At 52.1% G+C, this 17,632-nt stretch carries 16 protein-coding genes; 6 read left to right on the plus strand and 10 right to left on the minus strand.

The genetic code is table 11. The features are described from left to right. The 3 genes from NBA72_RS11895 to citB form a co-directional block, all read left to right on the plus strand. The coding region (locus tag NBA72_RS11895; protein WP_001738080.1) for a sodium ion-translocating decarboxylase subunit beta at positions 1-201 on the plus strand (201 nt) is incomplete at its 5' end. Positions 202-335: 134 nt separating this feature from the next. Then, the gene (gene citA / locus NBA72_RS11900; RefSeq protein ID WP_042947928.1) at positions 336-1,955 is read left to right on the plus strand and encodes a citrate sensor histidine kinase CitA; all 1,620 of its coding nucleotides are present in this window, start codon (positions 336-338) and stop codon (positions 1,953-1,955) included. A 1-nt stretch (position 1,956) separates the two neighbouring features. Next, complete coding sequence (gene citB, locus NBA72_RS11905; protein WP_042947674.1) at positions 1,957-2,643, plus strand: citrate response regulator transcription factor CitB; 687 nt, start codon at positions 1,957-1,959, stop codon at positions 2,641-2,643. Between the two features lie 21 nt (positions 2,644-2,664). Here citB and rihC read toward each other — a convergent pair whose 3' ends face one another. The 8 genes from rihC to NBA72_RS11945 form a co-directional block, all read right to left on the minus strand. Continuing rightward, complete coding sequence (gene rihC, locus NBA72_RS11910) at positions 2,665-3,585, minus strand: ribonucleoside hydrolase RihC (protein ID WP_042947677.1); 921 nt, start codon at positions 3,583-3,585, stop codon at positions 2,665-2,667. Between the two features lie 15 nt (positions 3,586-3,600). Next, positions 3,601-4,803 carry an XAC2610-related protein gene (locus NBA72_RS11915; protein ID WP_042947679.1) on the minus strand — a complete coding sequence of 401 codons (1,203 nt, stop codon included), beginning with the start codon at positions 4,801-4,803 and terminating at the stop codon, positions 3,601-3,603. A 199-nt stretch (positions 4,804-5,002) separates the two neighbouring features. Next, positions 5,003-5,953, minus strand: coding sequence for a 4-hydroxy-3-methylbut-2-enyl diphosphate reductase (gene ispH / locus NBA72_RS11920; RefSeq protein WP_001166428.1), 951 nt, complete (start codon positions 5,951-5,953; stop codon positions 5,003-5,005). A gap of 2 nt (positions 5,954-5,955) precedes the next feature. Continuing rightward, the gene (gene fkpB, locus NBA72_RS11925) at positions 5,956-6,405 is read right to left on the minus strand and encodes an FKBP-type peptidyl-prolyl cis-trans isomerase (RefSeq protein ID WP_000047269.1); all 450 of its coding nucleotides are present in this window, start codon (positions 6,403-6,405) and stop codon (positions 5,956-5,958) included. A 154-nt stretch (positions 6,406-6,559) separates the two neighbouring features. Beyond that, positions 6,560-7,060 (minus strand): signal peptidase II, encoded by a 501-nt coding sequence (gene lspA, locus NBA72_RS11930; protein ID WP_000042736.1) that lies wholly within the window; start codon positions 7,058-7,060, stop codon positions 6,560-6,562. Continuing rightward, positions 7,060-9,909 carry an isoleucine--tRNA ligase gene (gene ileS / locus NBA72_RS11935; protein ID WP_042947929.1) on the minus strand — a complete coding sequence of 950 codons (2,850 nt, stop codon included), beginning with the start codon at positions 9,907-9,909 and terminating at the stop codon, positions 7,060-7,062. Before ileS ends, lspA begins: the two co-directional genes overlap by 1 nt. A 44-nt stretch (positions 9,910-9,953) precedes the next feature. Further along, on the minus strand, positions 9,954-10,892 hold the full coding sequence (gene ribF / locus NBA72_RS11940) for a bifunctional riboflavin kinase/FAD synthetase (protein ID WP_000767311.1): 939 nt from the start codon (positions 10,890-10,892) through the stop codon (positions 9,954-9,956). A 7-nt stretch (positions 10,893-10,899) separates the two neighbouring features. Further along, positions 10,900-11,115 carry a DUF2575 family protein gene (locus tag NBA72_RS11945; RefSeq protein WP_001726890.1) on the minus strand — a complete coding sequence of 72 codons (216 nt, stop codon included), beginning with the start codon at positions 11,113-11,115 and terminating at the stop codon, positions 10,900-10,902. 105 nt (positions 11,116-11,220) lie between these two features. Here NBA72_RS11945 and rpsT point away from each other — a divergent pair, with 105 nt between their 5' ends. The 3 genes from rpsT to NBA72_RS11960 all read left to right on the plus strand — a co-directional run bounded on the left by rpsT (position 11,221) and on the right by NBA72_RS11960 (position 15,392). After that, positions 11,221-11,484 (plus strand): 30S ribosomal protein S20, encoded by a 264-nt coding sequence (gene rpsT, locus NBA72_RS11950; RefSeq protein ID WP_001518655.1) that lies wholly within the window; start codon positions 11,221-11,223, stop codon positions 11,482-11,484. Positions 11,485-11,939: 455 nt separating this feature from the next. After that, the gene (locus NBA72_RS11955) at positions 11,940-13,313 is read left to right on the plus strand and encodes an MFS transporter (RefSeq protein WP_042947685.1); all 1,374 of its coding nucleotides are present in this window, start codon (positions 11,940-11,942) and stop codon (positions 13,311-13,313) included. A gap of 39 nt (positions 13,314-13,352) precedes the next feature. Beyond that, positions 13,353-15,392 (plus strand): glycoside hydrolase family 31 protein, encoded by a 2,040-nt coding sequence (locus tag NBA72_RS11960; protein ID WP_042947688.1) that lies wholly within the window; start codon positions 13,353-13,355, stop codon positions 15,390-15,392. Positions 15,393-15,446: 54 nt separating this feature from the next. Here the strand turns inward: NBA72_RS11960 and nhaR are convergent, their stop codons facing one another. Next, the gene (nhaR, locus tag NBA72_RS11965; protein ID WP_000062872.1) at positions 15,447-16,346 is read right to left on the minus strand and encodes a transcriptional activator NhaR; all 900 of its coding nucleotides are present in this window, start codon (positions 16,344-16,346) and stop codon (positions 15,447-15,449) included. Positions 16,347-16,407: 61 nt separating this feature from the next. Next, positions 16,408-17,574, minus strand: a complete 1,167-nt coding sequence (gene nhaA, locus NBA72_RS11970; protein ID WP_042947691.1) for a Na+/H+ antiporter NhaA — start codon at positions 17,572-17,574, stop codon at positions 16,408-16,410. Positions 17,575-17,632: the final 58 nt, after the last annotated feature.

A 17,632-nucleotide genomic window follows, 5' to 3' on the forward strand; every position in this document is an offset into this window, starting at 1 on the left:
AGTAAGAACAAAATCAACCCGCTTATCGGTTCGGCGGGGGTGTCGGCGGTGCCGATGGCAGCCCGCGTATCGAACAAAGTGGGGCTGGAATCAGACCCGCAGAACTTTCTGCTGATGCACGCGATGGGCCCGAACGTGGCGGGGGTTATCGGTTCGGCGATTGCCGCCGGGGTGATGCTGAAATACGTGCTGGCGATGTAATAGTGGATGGGATACGCATGTCGTATCCCATTTTCATCCAAATTTTTTCTGAAAGAAAAGTAAGTATGAACTGGTTCAGGTTCCGGTGATGCCGAATGCAAGAAAATACCGTAATTAAATATCTAAATACCAATATGTTTATACGGGAAATTACACACTGGTTTGCCAGACGCTCGTTTCAAAACCGGATATTTCTACTGATCCTGTTTACATCCACCATCGTGATGCTGGCAATCACCTGGTATCTGACCGATATCACGAAAGAGCGCCTGCATTATCAGGTGGGCCAACGTGCGCTTATTCAGGCAATGCAAATATCCGCTATGCCAGAATTAGTTGAAGCCGTAGAGGCGCATGATTTGTCACGCATCAAAGCGCTGATTGACCCAATGCGCTCGTTTTCGGATGCGACTTACATTACCGTTGGCAACGAAAAAGGTCAGCGACTGTATCACGTCAACCCGGATGAGATCGGCAAATATATGGAGGGCGGCGATAGCGACGACGCGCTGTATAACGCTAAAAGCTACGTATCGGTGCGCAAAGGTTCATTAGGCTCTTCCCTACGTGGTAAATCCCCGATTCAGGACAGTACCGGTAAAGTCATTGGTATTGTTTCCGTCGGCTATACTCTGGAACAGTTGGATAGCTGGCTTAACTTACAAATCAGCTCGTTGCTGTTCCCGATGGCGTTACTGCTGCTGGTGCTGTTGTACTGCGCCCGCCGCTTCTCGCTGCATATTAAAAAGCAGATGCTTAACATGGAGCCGCAGCAGCTTTCACAACTATTAATTCAGCAAAGCGTGTTGTTTGAGTCGGTATTTGAAGGGTTGATCGCCATTGACTCCCATCACCGTATTACCGCCATTAACCAAACGGCTCGCCGCTTACTGAATCTGAGCCAACCGGAGTCTGAACTCATTGGCTATGCAATTCACCATGTCGTGTTGCCGAAGGCCTTCTTTTACGATGCGCCGCAAAAAAACAAAAAAGATGAGATCGTCACCTTTAACCAAATGAAAGTCATCGCCAGTCGCATGGCGGTCATTATTGACAACCAGCCTCAGGGCTGGGTTATTAGCTTTCGCAACAAAGACGATATCAATACACTCAGCCTGCAGTTAAGTCAGGTGCGGCAATACGCCGATAACCTGCGCGCCGTGCAGCATGAGCATCGCAACCTTATTTCCACCATTGCCGGACTGCTGTTCCTGAAGCGCTACGATAATGCGCTGGCGCTGATTCAGCAGCAGTCGGAAAGCCACCAGAAAGTACTCGATTTTATTTCCCATAATTTCCGCGACCACCACCTTGCGGGGCTATTAATCGGTAAATATTATCGGGCAAAAGAGCTGGGGCTGGAGCTGATTTTCGATCCTTCAAGCTTTGTTGAACACCTGCCGTCATCGCTCTCGCATAATGAATGGATTTCGATTGTTGGCAATTTATTGGACAACGCCTATAACGCCACCCTGCTCAATCGCGAAGGCTCGCGACAGATTGAGTGCCTGATCAATAGCGAAGGTAATGAAGTCATTATTGAAGTTGCCGATCAGGGATGTGGTATTGACGAAAATATCCGCCAGCATATTTTCGAGCGTGGAGTGACCACCCACAACAACGGCGATCACGGAATTGGATTATGGTTGGTGCACAGCTACGTCAAGCAGGCCAATGGCGACATTATCGTCGATAACAATAATCCTTTTGGCACCATTTTTACCCTCTATATCCCTTTTACCAGAGAAGAATAACATGGATAGCATTACGACACTCATCGTTGAAGACGAACCGATGCTAGCGGAAATCCTGGTGGACACCATCAAGCTTTTTCCCCAGTTTTCAATCGTCGGCATCGCAGACAAACTGGAAAGTGCGAAGAAGCAAATACGCCTCTATCAACCACAGTTAATTCTATTGGATAATTTTTTACCCGATGGCAAAGGGATCGATTTAATTCGTCATACCATCAGCGCCAACTACACGGGGCGAATTATTTTCATTACCGCCGACAATCATATGGATACCATCAGCGATGCCTTACGCATGGGCGTATTCGATTATCTGATTAAGCCGGTACATTATCAGCGCCTGCAGCATACCCTGGAGCGGTTCACCCGTTACCGCAGTTCGTTACGTTCCAGTGAGCAGGCAAACCAGACGCACGTTGATGCCTTATTTAATATCCAGGCCAAAGAACAAACCGCAGAACCGAATAGCGGACTGCGGGGAATTGATGAAAACACCTTCAACCGGGTACGACAAATATTCGCCGACCCGCAGGCAGTACATACAGCAGACACTCTGGCGCAAATTCTGGGCAGCAGTAAAACCACTGCCCGACGCTATCTGGAACAAGGCGTGAAAAATAACTTTCTCGAAGCGGAGATCAGCTACGGGAAAGTGGGCAGGCCGGAGAGACTCTATCGCGGCAAAGTATGAGATTATGGCGCCAACATGTAATTACGGCGCACAGGCAAACACCTCAGCCACCCACTGACGAAAACCGTCCACATCCAGCGCCAGCGCCACCTGCGCGTTGGCGGGCTGCCCCAGACGCCCTTCAATATCAACGACCGTCGTGCCTGCGGTATATTCCCCCTGCGTTTCTACGGCCACAAAACAGGATTGCAGGGTAAAAAGCTCCGGACGCACCAGCCAGGCGATAGCGCAGAGATCGTGCATCCGGACGCCAGTGCGCATACTACCGCTGCGATAATGGTTGAACAGGCTGTGCAACATCTTACCGGTGCGATTCAGCGCGGGCAGTTTATTCAGAAAATCTGGCGAGAGCATTGCCTGATTCGTGACGTCCAGCCCACACATCACAATCTCCAGACCGCTGCGGAACACCAGCGCCGCGGCCTCCGGATCGACAGCAATGTTAAATTCAGCATTAGGCGTAAAATTGCCGCGCCCTGCGGAACCGCCCATCAACACCAGACGGCGAATGTTACACGCACACTCCGGATAGTGCATCAGTAGCAACGCAATATTGGTCAATGGCCCAATCGCCACTAATGTCATGGGCTCCGGGGCGTTCATCAACACATCCCGGATAGCGATAAACGCAGGCTTCGCCAACGGTTGGCGCTGATGGTCGACAAAATCATAGCCTTCCATACCGGATTCGCCGTGGACGTATGCCGCATCGCGTAACGGACGCAGCAACGGCGTCGCGGCCCCTTGTGCAAGTGGCACATCGGCGTCCCAGAAATGCAGAAGCTGCAACGCATTACGGGTGGTTTTTTCGACCGAAACGTTGCCGGCAACGGTGGTTATTAGTTGCAGATCCAGCTCGGGGGCGAACAGCGCAGCGGCAATCGCAGCCGCGTCATCAATGCCCGGATCGGTATCAAGAATAATGTGTAGGGATGCTGTCATTAACGCTCTCCTGACCTATTGTTTTATATCTTCATACTCAGCGCGACTGATACAGGTATCAGGCACATCGTCATCCGTCACCAGACGCGGACTTAGCTTATCACCTTCGATAAACGGAACTAATGGGCAAAAACGCCCTGGCGATGCTTTGTTTTCCTGCCACTGAATCTCAAGCGATTCGGGCTCAGCGCCGGGTTTTTCTGCCTGAATCACGGTACGAACATTACCGATTAGCCAAAAAGGTTGACACGTCCCATCAAGGCTAAGAGGCGGCGTCAAATGACCATTTTTACGTACTAGCGGATAAATAATACGCCCATCAGCGTAGGAAGGTGTCATGTAGCAGTTATACATTTTGCCTTTGCTTATCACAGGCTGAAAGTAGCTTTCACCGCGATCGATCAGTTCAATCGTTTTTCCTTTCCAGCGATACACATTGACGCCATGGCTGCAGCAACCGCCGCGCCAATAGCTGACAATCTGTTTATGTTCAGCATCGATCTCTGGTGAAGTGATTTCCTGATAAGACGCTGGCGCATCAACATAACGCTGTTTGGCGGGGTCATAGAGCCATGTTTGTACTGGAGCATCCGGCCCAGCAAGTAACTCTGTTACAATCGACAGATCCGGGTAGCCATCAAAATTGACATCCCCCCATTGAGGCATAAACGGGCTACAAGTGCCCACCGAGGCGGTATCTAAGGTCTGTATGAGTTTACCATCACGGTATAATTTTATCGCCGAAATGGCCGGCATATTGCCGCAATCAATCTCTTTGGAAGGGTCGTAACCCCCTGCATCATTCGTGTTCGTGACCAGCACAATATCAGGGGAGTTTTTAGGTTTGAGGTAGATAAGGGCAACAGGAAAATGTCGTTTTTTATCTGCGGACGTCCATTCGCCTTTAATCTCACTACTGGAGATTTCCGCATTCCAGTAACCCGAAAGCGCCTTCACGCGTTCTTCAAGATGCACCTCTTTATCCTGGAGTGAGCCGCGTAGAACAATCACTGCCTTGTGCTGATTGCAAGGTTCATAGCAGTAATATCCATTAAGCGTGTTACCAAATCGCGTGATATTAACGTTTACCGGTTTCCCCGCGATAGTCCCGGTATAGTTTCGCTCCCAGGCGGGTAGCTCCAGCACCGTGGCGCTTGCCGCGTCCATCCAAAAGCCGATGGCGAGTAACGTTGGCAATCCATATTTTATTTTGCCCATTTCCCTTATCCCTGTAGGTATTACAACCCAAAAACCAGCAACGATTGTGCTGGTTTTTCAGATGAATAGCAAAAAGGTGGGGCATTAGCACCGGATGACGACTACGCCTTATTTTTCCTGTCGCACATTGAATATCAAAAGAAATCCTTAAGATCTGGTCAGCGTAGCGTCATCGGGCAGATTTCTGAATTGTGAAATCTTATTCGACTTCACGAACATCCACACGCAGCTCTTTCGGCACTTCGAAAACAATATTTTCTTCGCGCCCCTCAAGCGTGACGGCTTCGCCGCCGCCAAACTCGCGCAGACGCGCAATAACATTCTGCACCAGAATATCCGGCGCGGAAGCGCCAGCGGTGACGCCGACGCAGGCGGCTTCTTTCACCCACGCCTCCTGGATATCCGCCGCATCGTCGATAAGAAACGCAGTTCTTCCCATCCGTTGGGCCAGTTCCGCCAATCGGTTAGAGTTAGAAGAGTTTTTCGAGCCGACCACCAGCACCACGTCAGCCTGCTCCGCCAGCGCCCGCACCGCTTCCTGACGATTAGTAGTGGCATAGCAAATATCGTCTTTGCGCGGGCCGACGATTTTCGGAAAGCGTTTACGCAGCGCATCAATCACATCGGACGTATCGTCCACGGAAAGCGTGGTTTGCGTCATGAAGGAGAGCTTGCCTTCATTTTTGACATTCAGCGTCCAGACGTCCTCTGGCGACTCCACCAGGTACATCCCCCCTTCCGGGTTGCTGTACTGGCCCATGGTGCCTTCCACTTCCGGGTGCCCGGCGTGGCCGATGAGAATAGATTCCTCACCGCGACGGCTGGCGCGCGCCACTTCCATATGGACTTTCGTCACCAGCGGGCAGGTGGCGTCAAAAACGGTAAGATCGCGGCTTTTCGCCTCGTTACGCACCGCCTGGGAAACCCCATGAGCGGAGAAAATCAGAATGGCGCCATCCGGCACTTCGCTAATTTGCTCTATAAAGATCGCCCCGCGCTGGCGCAGGCTGTCCACTACATAGCGGTTATGCACGACTTCGTGCCGAACGTAAATTGGCGCGCCGTAAATGGCGAGCGCATTTTCAACAATGCTGATAGCGCGGTCTACCCCGGCGCAAAAACCGCGTGGGTTGGCCAACAGGATCTGCATGTTTATGCCTCCAGCGCCGGATCGATTTCCAGCACTTCAATATCAAAGTGAACGGTATGCCCGGCCAGCGGATGGTTAAAATCAACGGTAATCGAGTCGCCGTTGATTTCGCGAATCACGCCAGGCATTTCGCTGCCATCCATTGCGGTAAAAAGCATAATCGCCCCGACTTCCGGTTCGCCCGCCGCCATAAACTCACGGCGCGAGAAATACTGGATCAAGTCCGGACTGGGGACGCCAAACGCGGCGTCAGGCTCCAGCGAAAACGCTTTCTTTTCCCCTTCTTTCAACCCCAGAAGCTGCTGCTCCAGACCTTCGGAAAGCGAGGTATCGCCAAGACGGAACAGGGCTGGCTTGCCGTTATTGCGGGTAGATTCCGCCGTTGAGCCATCATCCAGTTTCAGGGTGAAGTGAACGAGGATCGCGCTGTTGCTCTGTACGGATTTAGACATGCAAATTGCTCACGTGTTTTGCCCGGAGGCATAAAGAACGATAAAACCGTAGGCCGGATAAGGCGTTTTCACCGCCATCCGGCACCACGTTTGCCTGATGGCGCTGCGCTTATCAGGCCTACAAAACCGGATAAGCGCCACCCGGTATTTACGCTTATGCCTGTTCTTTCGCTGTCGGCTTCGGCAAAAAGCCTTCCAGTACAATCAGCGCCGCGCCGATACAGATCGCGCTATCGGCAAGGTTGAACGTCGCGAAATGCCAGTCGCCGACGTAAAAATCGATCATATCGACAACAAAGCCGTGCCACAGGCGGTCGAACAGGTTACCCAGCGCGCCGCCGATGATTAACGCATAAGCGATGTTATTCAGCTTCTGCGTCGCTTTCGAGCGATACATCATCACCAAAAGAATTACGCAGATCCCTATCGCAATCCCGGCAAAGAACCAGCGCTGCCAGCCGCCGCTATCCGCCAGGAAGCTAAAAGCCGCGCCGTAGTTACGCGCATAATGCAGATTAAGCGACGGAAACAGCCCTACCGTATCCCCCAGCGCGAAATTCTGGAGGATCAGGTATTTGCTGCCCAAATCGATAATCAGCACGACTACTACCAGCCATAGCCAGCGTAGTCCTGTTGAACAGAGTGGTTTACTCATCAGGCAAATTTACGTTGTTCGCCATTACCGGCGATGTTGCTGACACAGCGTCCGCAGATATCTGCATGTTCCGCCACCTTGCCGACATCAGTAGTGTAGTGCCAGCAGCGCGGACACTTATCACCCTCGGCTTTAGAAACTACCGGATTCACAGGAACAATATTCATACCCTTTTTGAACTCGGATAATAGTTCTTCTTCCTCAAGCTGTTTGCTGGTTCCTGGCTGAGGGGCAATCTCAAATTGAGACGTAATAAAGATAAAACGAAGCTCATTTTCGAGAGTTCTCAGCTTTTCAATAAAGTCAGCGGCATCTTCATCGTATTCAAGTAATACCTTAGCTTCAAGAGAAGAACGGATACCATTACCTTTTTCTGCTTCAAGCGCTCGATTTACTGCTCCTTTAACAAAAAGGACTTTATCCCAGAAGCTGTTATCAAGAACCTCTTCATCCTTAAGGCCAAACAACCCGTCGTACCATTCGCCGGTGAAGACATATTTTTCACGCTCGCCCGGCAGGTAGCCCCAGATTTCATCAGCCGTGAAGGACATGATCGGCGCCATCCAGCGAACCAGCGCCTCTGCGATATGATACAGCGCAGTCTGGCAGCTACGACGCGCGACGCTATCGGCCTTCGCGGTGTACTGGCGGTCTTTGATGATGTCGAGGTAGAACGAGCCCATTTCAACGGAACAGAAGCGCATCAGGCGCTGTACCACTTCATGGAAGTCGTAAGCTTCGTATGCCTTCAGAATCTCTTGCTGCGCCGTTTTCGCGCAGCCCACCGCCCACCTGTCCAGCACCACCATCTCTTCCGGTTTGACCATATCGGTGGCCGGATTGAAGCCATTGAGGTTCGCCAGCAGGAAGCGCGCGGTATTACGGATACGACGATAGCTGTCGGCAGCACGTTTGAGGATCTCGTCAGAGACCGCCATTTCGCCGGTATAGTCAGTAGACGCCACCCACAGACGCAGGATATCCGCGCCCAGTTTATTCATCACATCCTGCGGCGACACGGTGTTACCGATGGACTTGGACATCTTGCGCCCCTGACCATCGACGGTGAAGCCGTGAGTCAGTACCTGGCGATATGGCGCTTTGCCTTTCATCGCCACGCTAATCATCAGGGAGGACATAAACCAGCCGCGATGCTGGTCAGAGCCTTCCAGATACATATCGGCAGCGTGACCGGCGAATTCCGGACGTGCATCAATCACGGAGTAACTGGTGGAACCGGAATCAAACCAAACGTCCAACGTATCCGGAACTTTGACGTAGTTGTCTGCGTCGTCACCGAGGATTTCACGCGGGTCGAGATCCCACCACGCCTGAATGCCGTCTTTCTCAACGTATTTGGCCACCGCTTCCATCAGTTCGGTGGTGCGCGGGTGCAGCTTTTCGGTGTCTTTATGCACGAACAGCGACATCGGTACGCCCCAGGTACGCTGACGTGAGATACACCAGTCAGGACGGTTAGCGACCATTGATTCAATACGCGCCTGACCCCAGTCCGGGATCCACTGAACGCCTTTGATCTCTTTCAGGGACTGTTGACGAAGCCCTTCTTTATCCATGCTGACGAACCACTGCGGGGTCGCGCGGAAAATGATCGGCGTTTTGTGACGCCAACAGCACGGATAGCTGTGCTGCATTTTTTCGACATGCAGTAGCGCGCCTTTTTCTTTCAGCAGTTCAATAACGATATCGTTCGCTTTGAAGACGTTAACACCGTCAAGCGTTGGATATGTGCCTGGCAGGTAAGCGCCGTCCGGCCCAACCGGGTTAGCCGTTTCCAGGCCATACTTTTGGCCGATCACGTAGTCATCCGGGCCGTGACCAGGGGCGGTATGTACCGCGCCGGTACCGGCGTCCAGGGTGACGTGATCGCCGAGGATCGCCGGCACGTCAAAGCCCATAAACGGATGGGTAAAGCGCAGCAGTTCCAGCTCCGCGCCTTTAACGGTGCCGAGAATGGTGTATTCAGCCGCGCCAATACGCTGCATGACGCTTTCAACCAGATCTTTCGCCAGAATCACCGCCTGACCGTCAATCTGCACCAGCGCATAATCAAAGTCCGGCGCCAGGGAGATGGCGCGGTTAGCCGGCAGAGTCCACGGCGTGGTGGTCCAGATAACCAGCGACACAGGGCCGCTCACGCCCGGCAGACCAAACTTCGCTTTCACCGCATCCTGATCGACGGCGCGGAACGCCACGTCGATAGACGGTGACGTTTTGTCGTAATATTCAACTTCCGCTTCCGCCAGCGCGGAACGGCAGTCAACGCACCAGTGCACCGGCTTAGCGCCTTTGTGCAGATGACCGTTTTTGATAATTCTGCCCAGAGCACGGATGATGTTGGCTTCGGTTTTGAAGTCCATAGTCAGGTACGGATGCGACCAGTCGCCCAACACGCCCAGACGAATGAAGTCTTTACGCTGGCCGTCAACCTGCGTAGCGGCATATTCGCGGCACTTAGCGCGGAATTCAGCGGCAGTGAATTTCTCGCCCGGCTTACCGAACTCCTGCTCGACTTTCAACTCGATAGGCAGACCGTGACAGTCCCAGCCCGGCACGTAAGGCGAGTCAAATCCCGACAGTCCTTTGGACTTCACGATAATGTCTTTCAGAATCTTGTTAACTGAGTGACCAATATGAATGCTGCCATTCGCATATGGAGGGCCATCATGCAGAATGAAGGTTTTTTTGCCTTTTTTGGCCGCACGAATGATGCCGTACAGATCATCATCGGTCCAACGCGCCAGCATTCCCGGTTCACGCTTGGCGAGGTCGCCGCGCATCGGGAACCCTGTTTCCGGCAAATTCAGGGTCGATTTATAGTCACTCATCAGATTCTCGGTTCCGTATTTCGGTTTGATAAACACCGTCAGGGTTACACCTGCCCGGCTAGCCCAAAAAACTTGCGGGCCGTTAACTCATCGCGTGCGATTTGCGCTTTTAGCTCATCAAGCGACGCAAATCGCTGCTCATTACGTATCTTTTTACGCAGTATTACATCTATATGGCGACCGTAGAGGTCCATTACAACATCCAGCAGATGCACTTCCAGTTGTTGACGCACGCCAGCCACCGTTGGACGAGTGCCAATGTTCGCTACGCCGGGTAACGGCTTATCGCCAAGCCCGGTGACTTCCACCGCATAGACCCCTTTGACCGGGGAGACCTGACGGCGCAGCGGTAAGTTCGCCGTCGGGAAGCCAATGGTACGTCCCAGCTCGTCGCCATGAACGACACGCCCGGAAATAGTAAAGGGATGTCCCAGCAGGCTTTCGGCAAGCGCCAGGTTATCCTCCGCCAGCGCCTGTCTCACTGCGGTACTACTGATACGCACGCCGCCTTCACAAAAGGTTTGGGTGCTGGAAACCGCAAAACCATACTCCGCCCCCGCCTTCTGTAATAACAAGAAATCGCCCGCACGGCTAGCACCAAAGCGGAAATCATCGCCGACGGCAAGAAATTGCACGCCAAGTCGCTCCACCAGCAGTTCGCTGATAAACGTTTGCGCCGTCAAAGCGGCAAAGCGGCGATCGAATTTCACGCACAGCACATAGTCCACGCCGCACTGCGCAAGGTAATGCAGTTTTTCACGCAGGCGCGTCAGGCGGGCGGGCGCTTTATCCGTCGCGAACAGCTCCAGCGGCTGCGGTTCGAAAATCATGACCACCACCGGCAGACCGCGTCTGCGTCCTTCTTCCTGCAAACCCTGCAGTAGAGCGCGATGCCCCCGATGTACGCCGTCGAAATTACCAATGGTCAGCACACACCCATGCGGGGCCTGACTGAGATTATGTATGCCGCGTATCAGCTTCATGTCTGACTCAAAACAGTGAAAATCGCAAGAGTATACCTTGTACAGCGGTCAAGGTTAACCGACTATTGCCCTGATGAAACATAAAGAAGATGCTTTTCATCGCCATGCGGCAAACTCCGCCCCAAAACCCGCCGCTTAATGCAATTTTTCTCATGGAAAGGCTGTATTCACAGCACGCAAGCTGGTAGAATCCTGCGCCATCACTACGCAACGAGTGCTGCAATTTAAACGGCGCTTATTTGCACAAATCCATTGACAAAAGAAGGCTAAAAGGGCATATTCCTCGGCCTTTGAATTGTCCATATAGAACACATTTGGGAGTTGGACCTTGGCTAATATCAAATCAGCTAAGAAGCGCGCCGTTCAGTCTGAAAAGGCTCGTAAGCACAACGCAAGCCGTCGCTCTATGATGCGTACTTTCATCAAGAAAGTATACGCAGCTATCGAAGCTGGCGACAAAGCTGCTGCACTGAAAGCATTTAACGAAATGCAACCGATCGTGGACCGTCAGGCTGCTAAAGGTCTGATCCACAAAAACAAAGCTGCACGTCATAAAGCTAACCTGACTGCACAGATCAACAAACTGGCTTAATCGCCTGCTTGTTATCAGCTTTGTAGAAAAACCCGCGTAAAGCGGGTTTTTTTATGCCTGCTATCTGCCGTTTTGCTCGTCAACCGCTGGCGCTGACCTCACTCGTTCACGCTCTTCCTGACCAGCCTATTTTTTCAGCTCCCCCTCCCTTAGTCACGTAATACTTGAAAGTTATTTTCTTTCACTGTTTTCCTTTTCTTATTTCATTACTGAAAAAACTGTGACCACCTTAGCAAATAAAAACATCGCTCATTCAAAAACTAATAAACGCAATCCTGATGTAAGATTTAATAATTGATTGATGCCGTCGGGTTAACTACTTTTCATGTACACCTTACTTACTCATTTTAATCTGAGGTTAAATTCAAAAACGACATAAAAATAATATTCAAAACTTGCTTAGAAAGTAGAGGTTGTTTTTCTGGGCGTATCGTACCAATATCGGAGTTATCATTATGAGTTCTGTCATTGAGGATACCCAGCCTTCCGGGTCAGCATCATTGTCTTTACTACAGCGTATTAGCTACGGCTCTTTGGATGTGGCGGGTAATCTGCTGTACTGCTTCGGTTCAACGTACATTTTATATTTCTACACAGACGTTGCGGGCATTAGCCTTGCCGTAGCAGGCGTTATCCTGCTGCTGGCGCGTATTATCGATGGCATAGATGCCCCCATATGGGGGATCATCATCGATAAAACGCGTTCACGCTACGGTAAATGTCGTCCCTGGTTTTTATGGTTACCGCTGCCTTTTGCGGTATTCAGCGCGCTGTCATTTTGGTCTCCTGATATCAGTATGACAGGAAAAGCCATCTATGCAGCAATTTCTTATATGATTGCCAGCATTCTATTTACCGGACTTAATACACCACTCAGTGCAATATTACCCCTGATGACCTTATCTCCCAAGGAAAGACTGGTTTTAAATTCCTGGCGAATGACCGGTGGGCAAATTGGGGTTTTATTAATGAACGCGACCGCCTTGCCGTTAGTCGCTTTTTTAGGTAACGGTGATGATCACGCTGGTTTTATTTATACGGCAATTACGTTTGCCATTATATCCTGCGCGCTAACGCTCTTTGCGTTTAAAAACATTCGTGAAATGGATACGGATAAAATACAGCATGAACCTAAGTTGCCGATGAAAAAAAGTTTCGCGGCGATGAAAGGTAACTGGCCGTGGATCCTGATGGTGCTGGCTAATCTGATCTTCTGGATTGCCCTACAGCAGCGCAACACGACCATTGTCTATTATCTGACCTACAACCTCGACCGTAAAGATCTGGTACCGCTGATTAACAGCCTGGCGACGATTCAGATCCTGTTTATCATCGCTATCCCCTTCTTTAGCAAATATCTGGCTAAAACCTGGATATGGGTAGGCGGTCTGCTGGTCGCCACGTTTGGCGGCGTCATGATGTGGCTGGCAGCGGACAACATTACTTTCCTCATCGCCGCCTGGATACTCGGCAATATCGGCAGCGGTATCGCCTGCTCAATGCCGTTTGCCATGCTGGGCTTCGCCGTCGATTTCGGCGCCTGGAAGACCGGTATTAAGGCTACCGGCATTCTTATCGCCTTCGGCAGCACCTTCTGCATCAAGATGGGTAGTGGCCTCGGCACCGCTTTCGCCGCCTGGATCATGAACAGTTTTGGCTATGTCCCCAACCATGCCCAGAGTGCTGCGGGTCTGGAGGGCATTATCTGGGCCTTTATCTGGGCACCCGCCCTACTCTTCGCGATCGCAGCGATCCCACTACTTTTCTTTCGCAAATACGAAGCGATGGAAGAGAAGATTCGCCACGATCTGGAAACCGTCAACTCATAACGTTCTTTACCTTCACCCTCGAATATGGGAGGCACCACCATGCCATTTATGCAACAAGACCCGCGTCGTCTGGTCTGGCAGCAAAACGATCGCTATTTATGGATTGAACCCTGGGGCGAGAACAGCCTGCGCGTACGCAGCGGCCGTCATCTGCCGGTAATGAGAAATGAAGACTGGGCATTGACTGAGCCAGTCGCAGAAAGCCAGTGCCACATTGATTATGAGCACCACCAGGCAACGCTGACCAACGGCAAAATTATCGCTATCGTCAATCAAAAAGGACAGGTTACCTTTTACCGCCATCCACACAAACCCCTGTTGCAGGAGTTCTGGCGCCTGCGGGGCGAAATTGGCGAGGATGAATCATCTCATGGCCAGTACGTCAGCGCACTCAACCTTGAGGGACGCGAGTTCCGCCCGATTCAGGGTGGGAAATATTCACTGAAAGCCCGCTTCGAAGCCACCGAAGGGGAAAAAATTTATGGTATGGGGCAGTATCAACAGGCCAACCTGGATCTCAAAGGATGCGTGCTTGAGCTGGCGCAACGTAACTCCCAGGCCTCAGTACCGTTTATGCTCTCCAGTCTGGGCTACGGATTTTTATGGAACAACCCGGCAGTCGGACGCGTAACCTTTGCCCAAAACGTTACCGAATGGGAAGCGCAGGTCAGCGAACAGTTAGACTACTGGATCACGGCTGGCGATACCCCGGCAGAAATTAGCCGGGCTTACGCGCTGGCTACCGGCACACCGCCGATGATGCCGGACTACGCCATGGGCTTCTGGCAGTGCAAACTCCGTTATCGTACGCAGGAAGAGCTGCTGGAGGTCGCCCGCGAATATAAGCGCCGCAATCTGCCTATCTCAGTGATCGTAATCGACTTCTTTCACTGGCCGAATCAGGGTGACTGGATGTTCGATGCGCGCGACTGGCCCGATCCTGATGCCATGATTGCCGAGCTGAAATCGCTGGGAATTGAGCTGATGGTCTCCGTCTGGCCGACGGTGGATAACCGTACCGAAAGCTATCGAGAGATGCGCGAAAACGGCTGGCTGGTACAAACGGAACGTGGCTTGCCGATCAATATGGATTTCCTCGGCAATACCACTTACTTTGATGCGACTCATCCGGGCGCGCGCGACTACGTCTGGGGCAAAGCCAAACGCAACTATTACGATAAAGGCGTGAAGCTATTCTGGTTAGATGAAGCCGAACCTGAGTTCAGCGTTTACGACTACGACAACTATCGCTACCATGCCGGGCCGGTACTGGAAGTGGGCAATATCTACCCACGTATGTACGCTAAAACCTTTTTTGACGGCATGAAAGCCGATGGCGAAGACAAGGTTATCAACCTGCTACGCTGCGCCTGGGCCGGCAGTCAGAAGTTCGGCGCGCTGGTCTGGTCAGGGGATATTCACTCCTCGTTTAGATCGCTACGCAACCAGTTTGCCGCCGGACTCAATATGGGAATCGCGGGGATACCGTGGTGGACGACGGATATCGGCGGTTTTCATGGCGGTAATATTCACGACCCGAAATTCCATGAATTGCTGATTCGCTGGTTCCAGTGGGGCGTCTTTAGCCCGGTGATGCGTCTGCACGGCAACCGCGATCCGCAGATTTTACCCGCACAACCGTATCGGGATGGTATCGCCCAGTGCCCTACAGGTGCGCCGAACGAGGTCTGGAGCTACGGTGAGGAAGTATGCGAGGTACTGACAGGTTGCCTGGCGTTGCGAGAAAAACTCAAGCCCTATATCAAAGCGCTGATGGAGGAAACCCATAAGCACAATACGCCAGTGATGCGCCCCCTGTTCTTTGAATTCCCCGAACAGGAAACAAGTTGGGCAATCACCGACCAGTATTGTTTTGGTCCTGACCTGCTGATCGCCCCCGTCATGCATGAAGGTATGCGCGAACGTGATATCTGGCTACCGGAAGGGGAAACATGGACGGATCTTGCGACCGGTGAAAGCTATTCAGGAGGGCAGACGCTGCAGTACGCTACGCCACTGAACAGAATTCCGGTGTTTATCCGCGAAGGTGGGCAGTACCGTAGCCTACTGAACTTGTAGAATGATTCCGGCTGCGGGCTAGTTCCGCAGCCGGAAGTATTACGGTAGGTACGTCTACTGTAGTTTAAACAATGCCGAGTAGTCCGCATTGCAAATACGCTGCACCGCCGGATGCTGGATCATTCTCTCGGCAAAAATCGCATGATATTCTTCCATGACATTCTCCACGCGCCCAATCTCTATTACCGACTCATCGGCATAAAAATCCAGTGAATAAAGGCTCGGCGCCACAAAAATCGCATCGTGCGTCGCGCCAAACGCCTTCATTAAGGCCGCGTCATCAAATTCACCGAGGATCTCAACCTGCAACCCCTGCGAATTAAACCAGTTCAACAACTTACGCCCCAGCATTGAGCGCCGTCCCGGCACCAGCAACCGTCGCTCTTCCAGGCAGGCAGGGAACGCTTTTTCAGGAAGCGGATTCGTACACCAGAAACTGACGCTGCATTCGCCGATTTTGACTGAGAATAGCCCCTCCTGCTGCGTGGAATCTATCGGGCAGTCGGAGATAATCATATCCAGCTTGTGCTGGCTGAGCTGTTCGAGCAACATTTCGTGCGTGGACTCAAAGCAACGCAGATGTATGGGCTCGTCCACCACCACCGCCGCATCCAGAACGCTGCTGACCAGACGCTTGGATAAAGCATCGGCGACGCCGACATCAAACAACAGGTTTGATTCTTTGCGGTAATTGACGATATCCAGCATCTCCTGGCTTAGCGTAAACATTTTGTCCGCATAGCGAAAAACCAGCTCGCCCAGTTCGCTGGGTTCAAGACCGCGTCCCTTACGTTTAAATAGCTTCCCCTGTAAACGCTCTTCCAGGGCTTTAATTTGACCAGTAATGGTTTGCGGCGTCAGAAAAAGCGCCTCTGCGGCACCCACGACAGAACCTTCTTTATAGACATGCCAGAAGTAATAAAGATGGTTGTAGTTAATATGAGACATGCTCATTCCTCTCCCTGTTCAATGTCGCAAGGGAGCGATACATCGCTCCCCCTTTCCTTCGTACTGATTATGCCGGCACGTTCAAACGCGCGCGCAACCAGCTATACCCCACCACTGCGGAGAGCAATGAACCAATCAAAATGCCCAATTTCGCCCAGTTAATAAGTTCCGGATCGACATTGCCAAATGCCAGGCTGGCGATAAAGATGGACATCGTAAAGCCAATGCCACACAAAATGCCGACCGCCATGATTTGCTGATAAGTGGTCCCCTGCGGCAGATGCGCCAGCTTGAAACGCAGCGCCAGCCAGCAAAACAGGCTAATCCCCAGCGGCTTACCAATCAGCAGACCGGCAATAATTCCCAACGGCAGCATGGAGGTCAGACCGTCAATCGTGACGCCCTGAAGAGAAACGCCGGCATTCGCAAAAGCGAAGAGCGGCAGGATCAGGTACGCGACCCACGGGTGCAGAACATGCTCCAGACGCTTGGCCGGCGAGCGACCGTGTTTTTCTTTCAGCGGAATAAAGAAACCGACAATGACGCCTGCCAGCGTCGCGTGAACGCCGGACTTCAGTACCGCCGTCCACAGCACTGCCCCGACCAGAATATATACCCCTGTCCGTCTGACGCCGCACAGGTTCAGCAGCGCCAGCACGGCAATCGCGAACGCCGCCACGCCCAGCGAGACGATAGAAAGATCGCTGGTATAAAACAGTGCGATAATAACGATGGCGCCGAGATCATCGATGATCGCCAGCGCCATCAGGAATATTTTCAGCGCCAGCGGAACCCGGCTGCCCAACAGCGCCAACACGCCAAGCGCAAAGGCGATATCCGTCGCGGCAGGAATAGCCCAGCCCTCGCGAGTGACCGGATCGGAGTAGTTAAAAGCCAGATAGAGCAATGCCGGTACAATCATCCCGCCGATGGCGGCAATCACCGGAAAAGCAGCCTGGCGCAGACTGGCTAACGAGCCTTGCATCAGTTCGCGCTTAACTTCCAGGCCAATCAACAGGAAAAACACGGCCATCAGCGCATCGTTGATCCACAGCAGCATGTTTTTGTTGATTTCAAGCGCCCCAACCCGTAGCTGAACCGGCGTCTCCAGAAAATCATGATACCATCCACTGGTCGCGCCCATATTGGCCATCAGCATAGCCAGCGCAGCGGCGATGATGAGAATGATGCCCCCAGAGGCATCGCTGCTAAAAAATCGGTGCAGATGTTTCACTTTTTATTCTCTCAATCAGGTGAATTCTTCGGATCTACTATCTTACCTCGCCTGACTC

Source organism: Salmonella sp. NW1250 (genome assembly GCF_051812965.1).
GTDB classification, from domain to species: Bacteria; Pseudomonadota; Gammaproteobacteria; order Enterobacterales; family Enterobacteriaceae; genus Salmonella; species Salmonella enterica.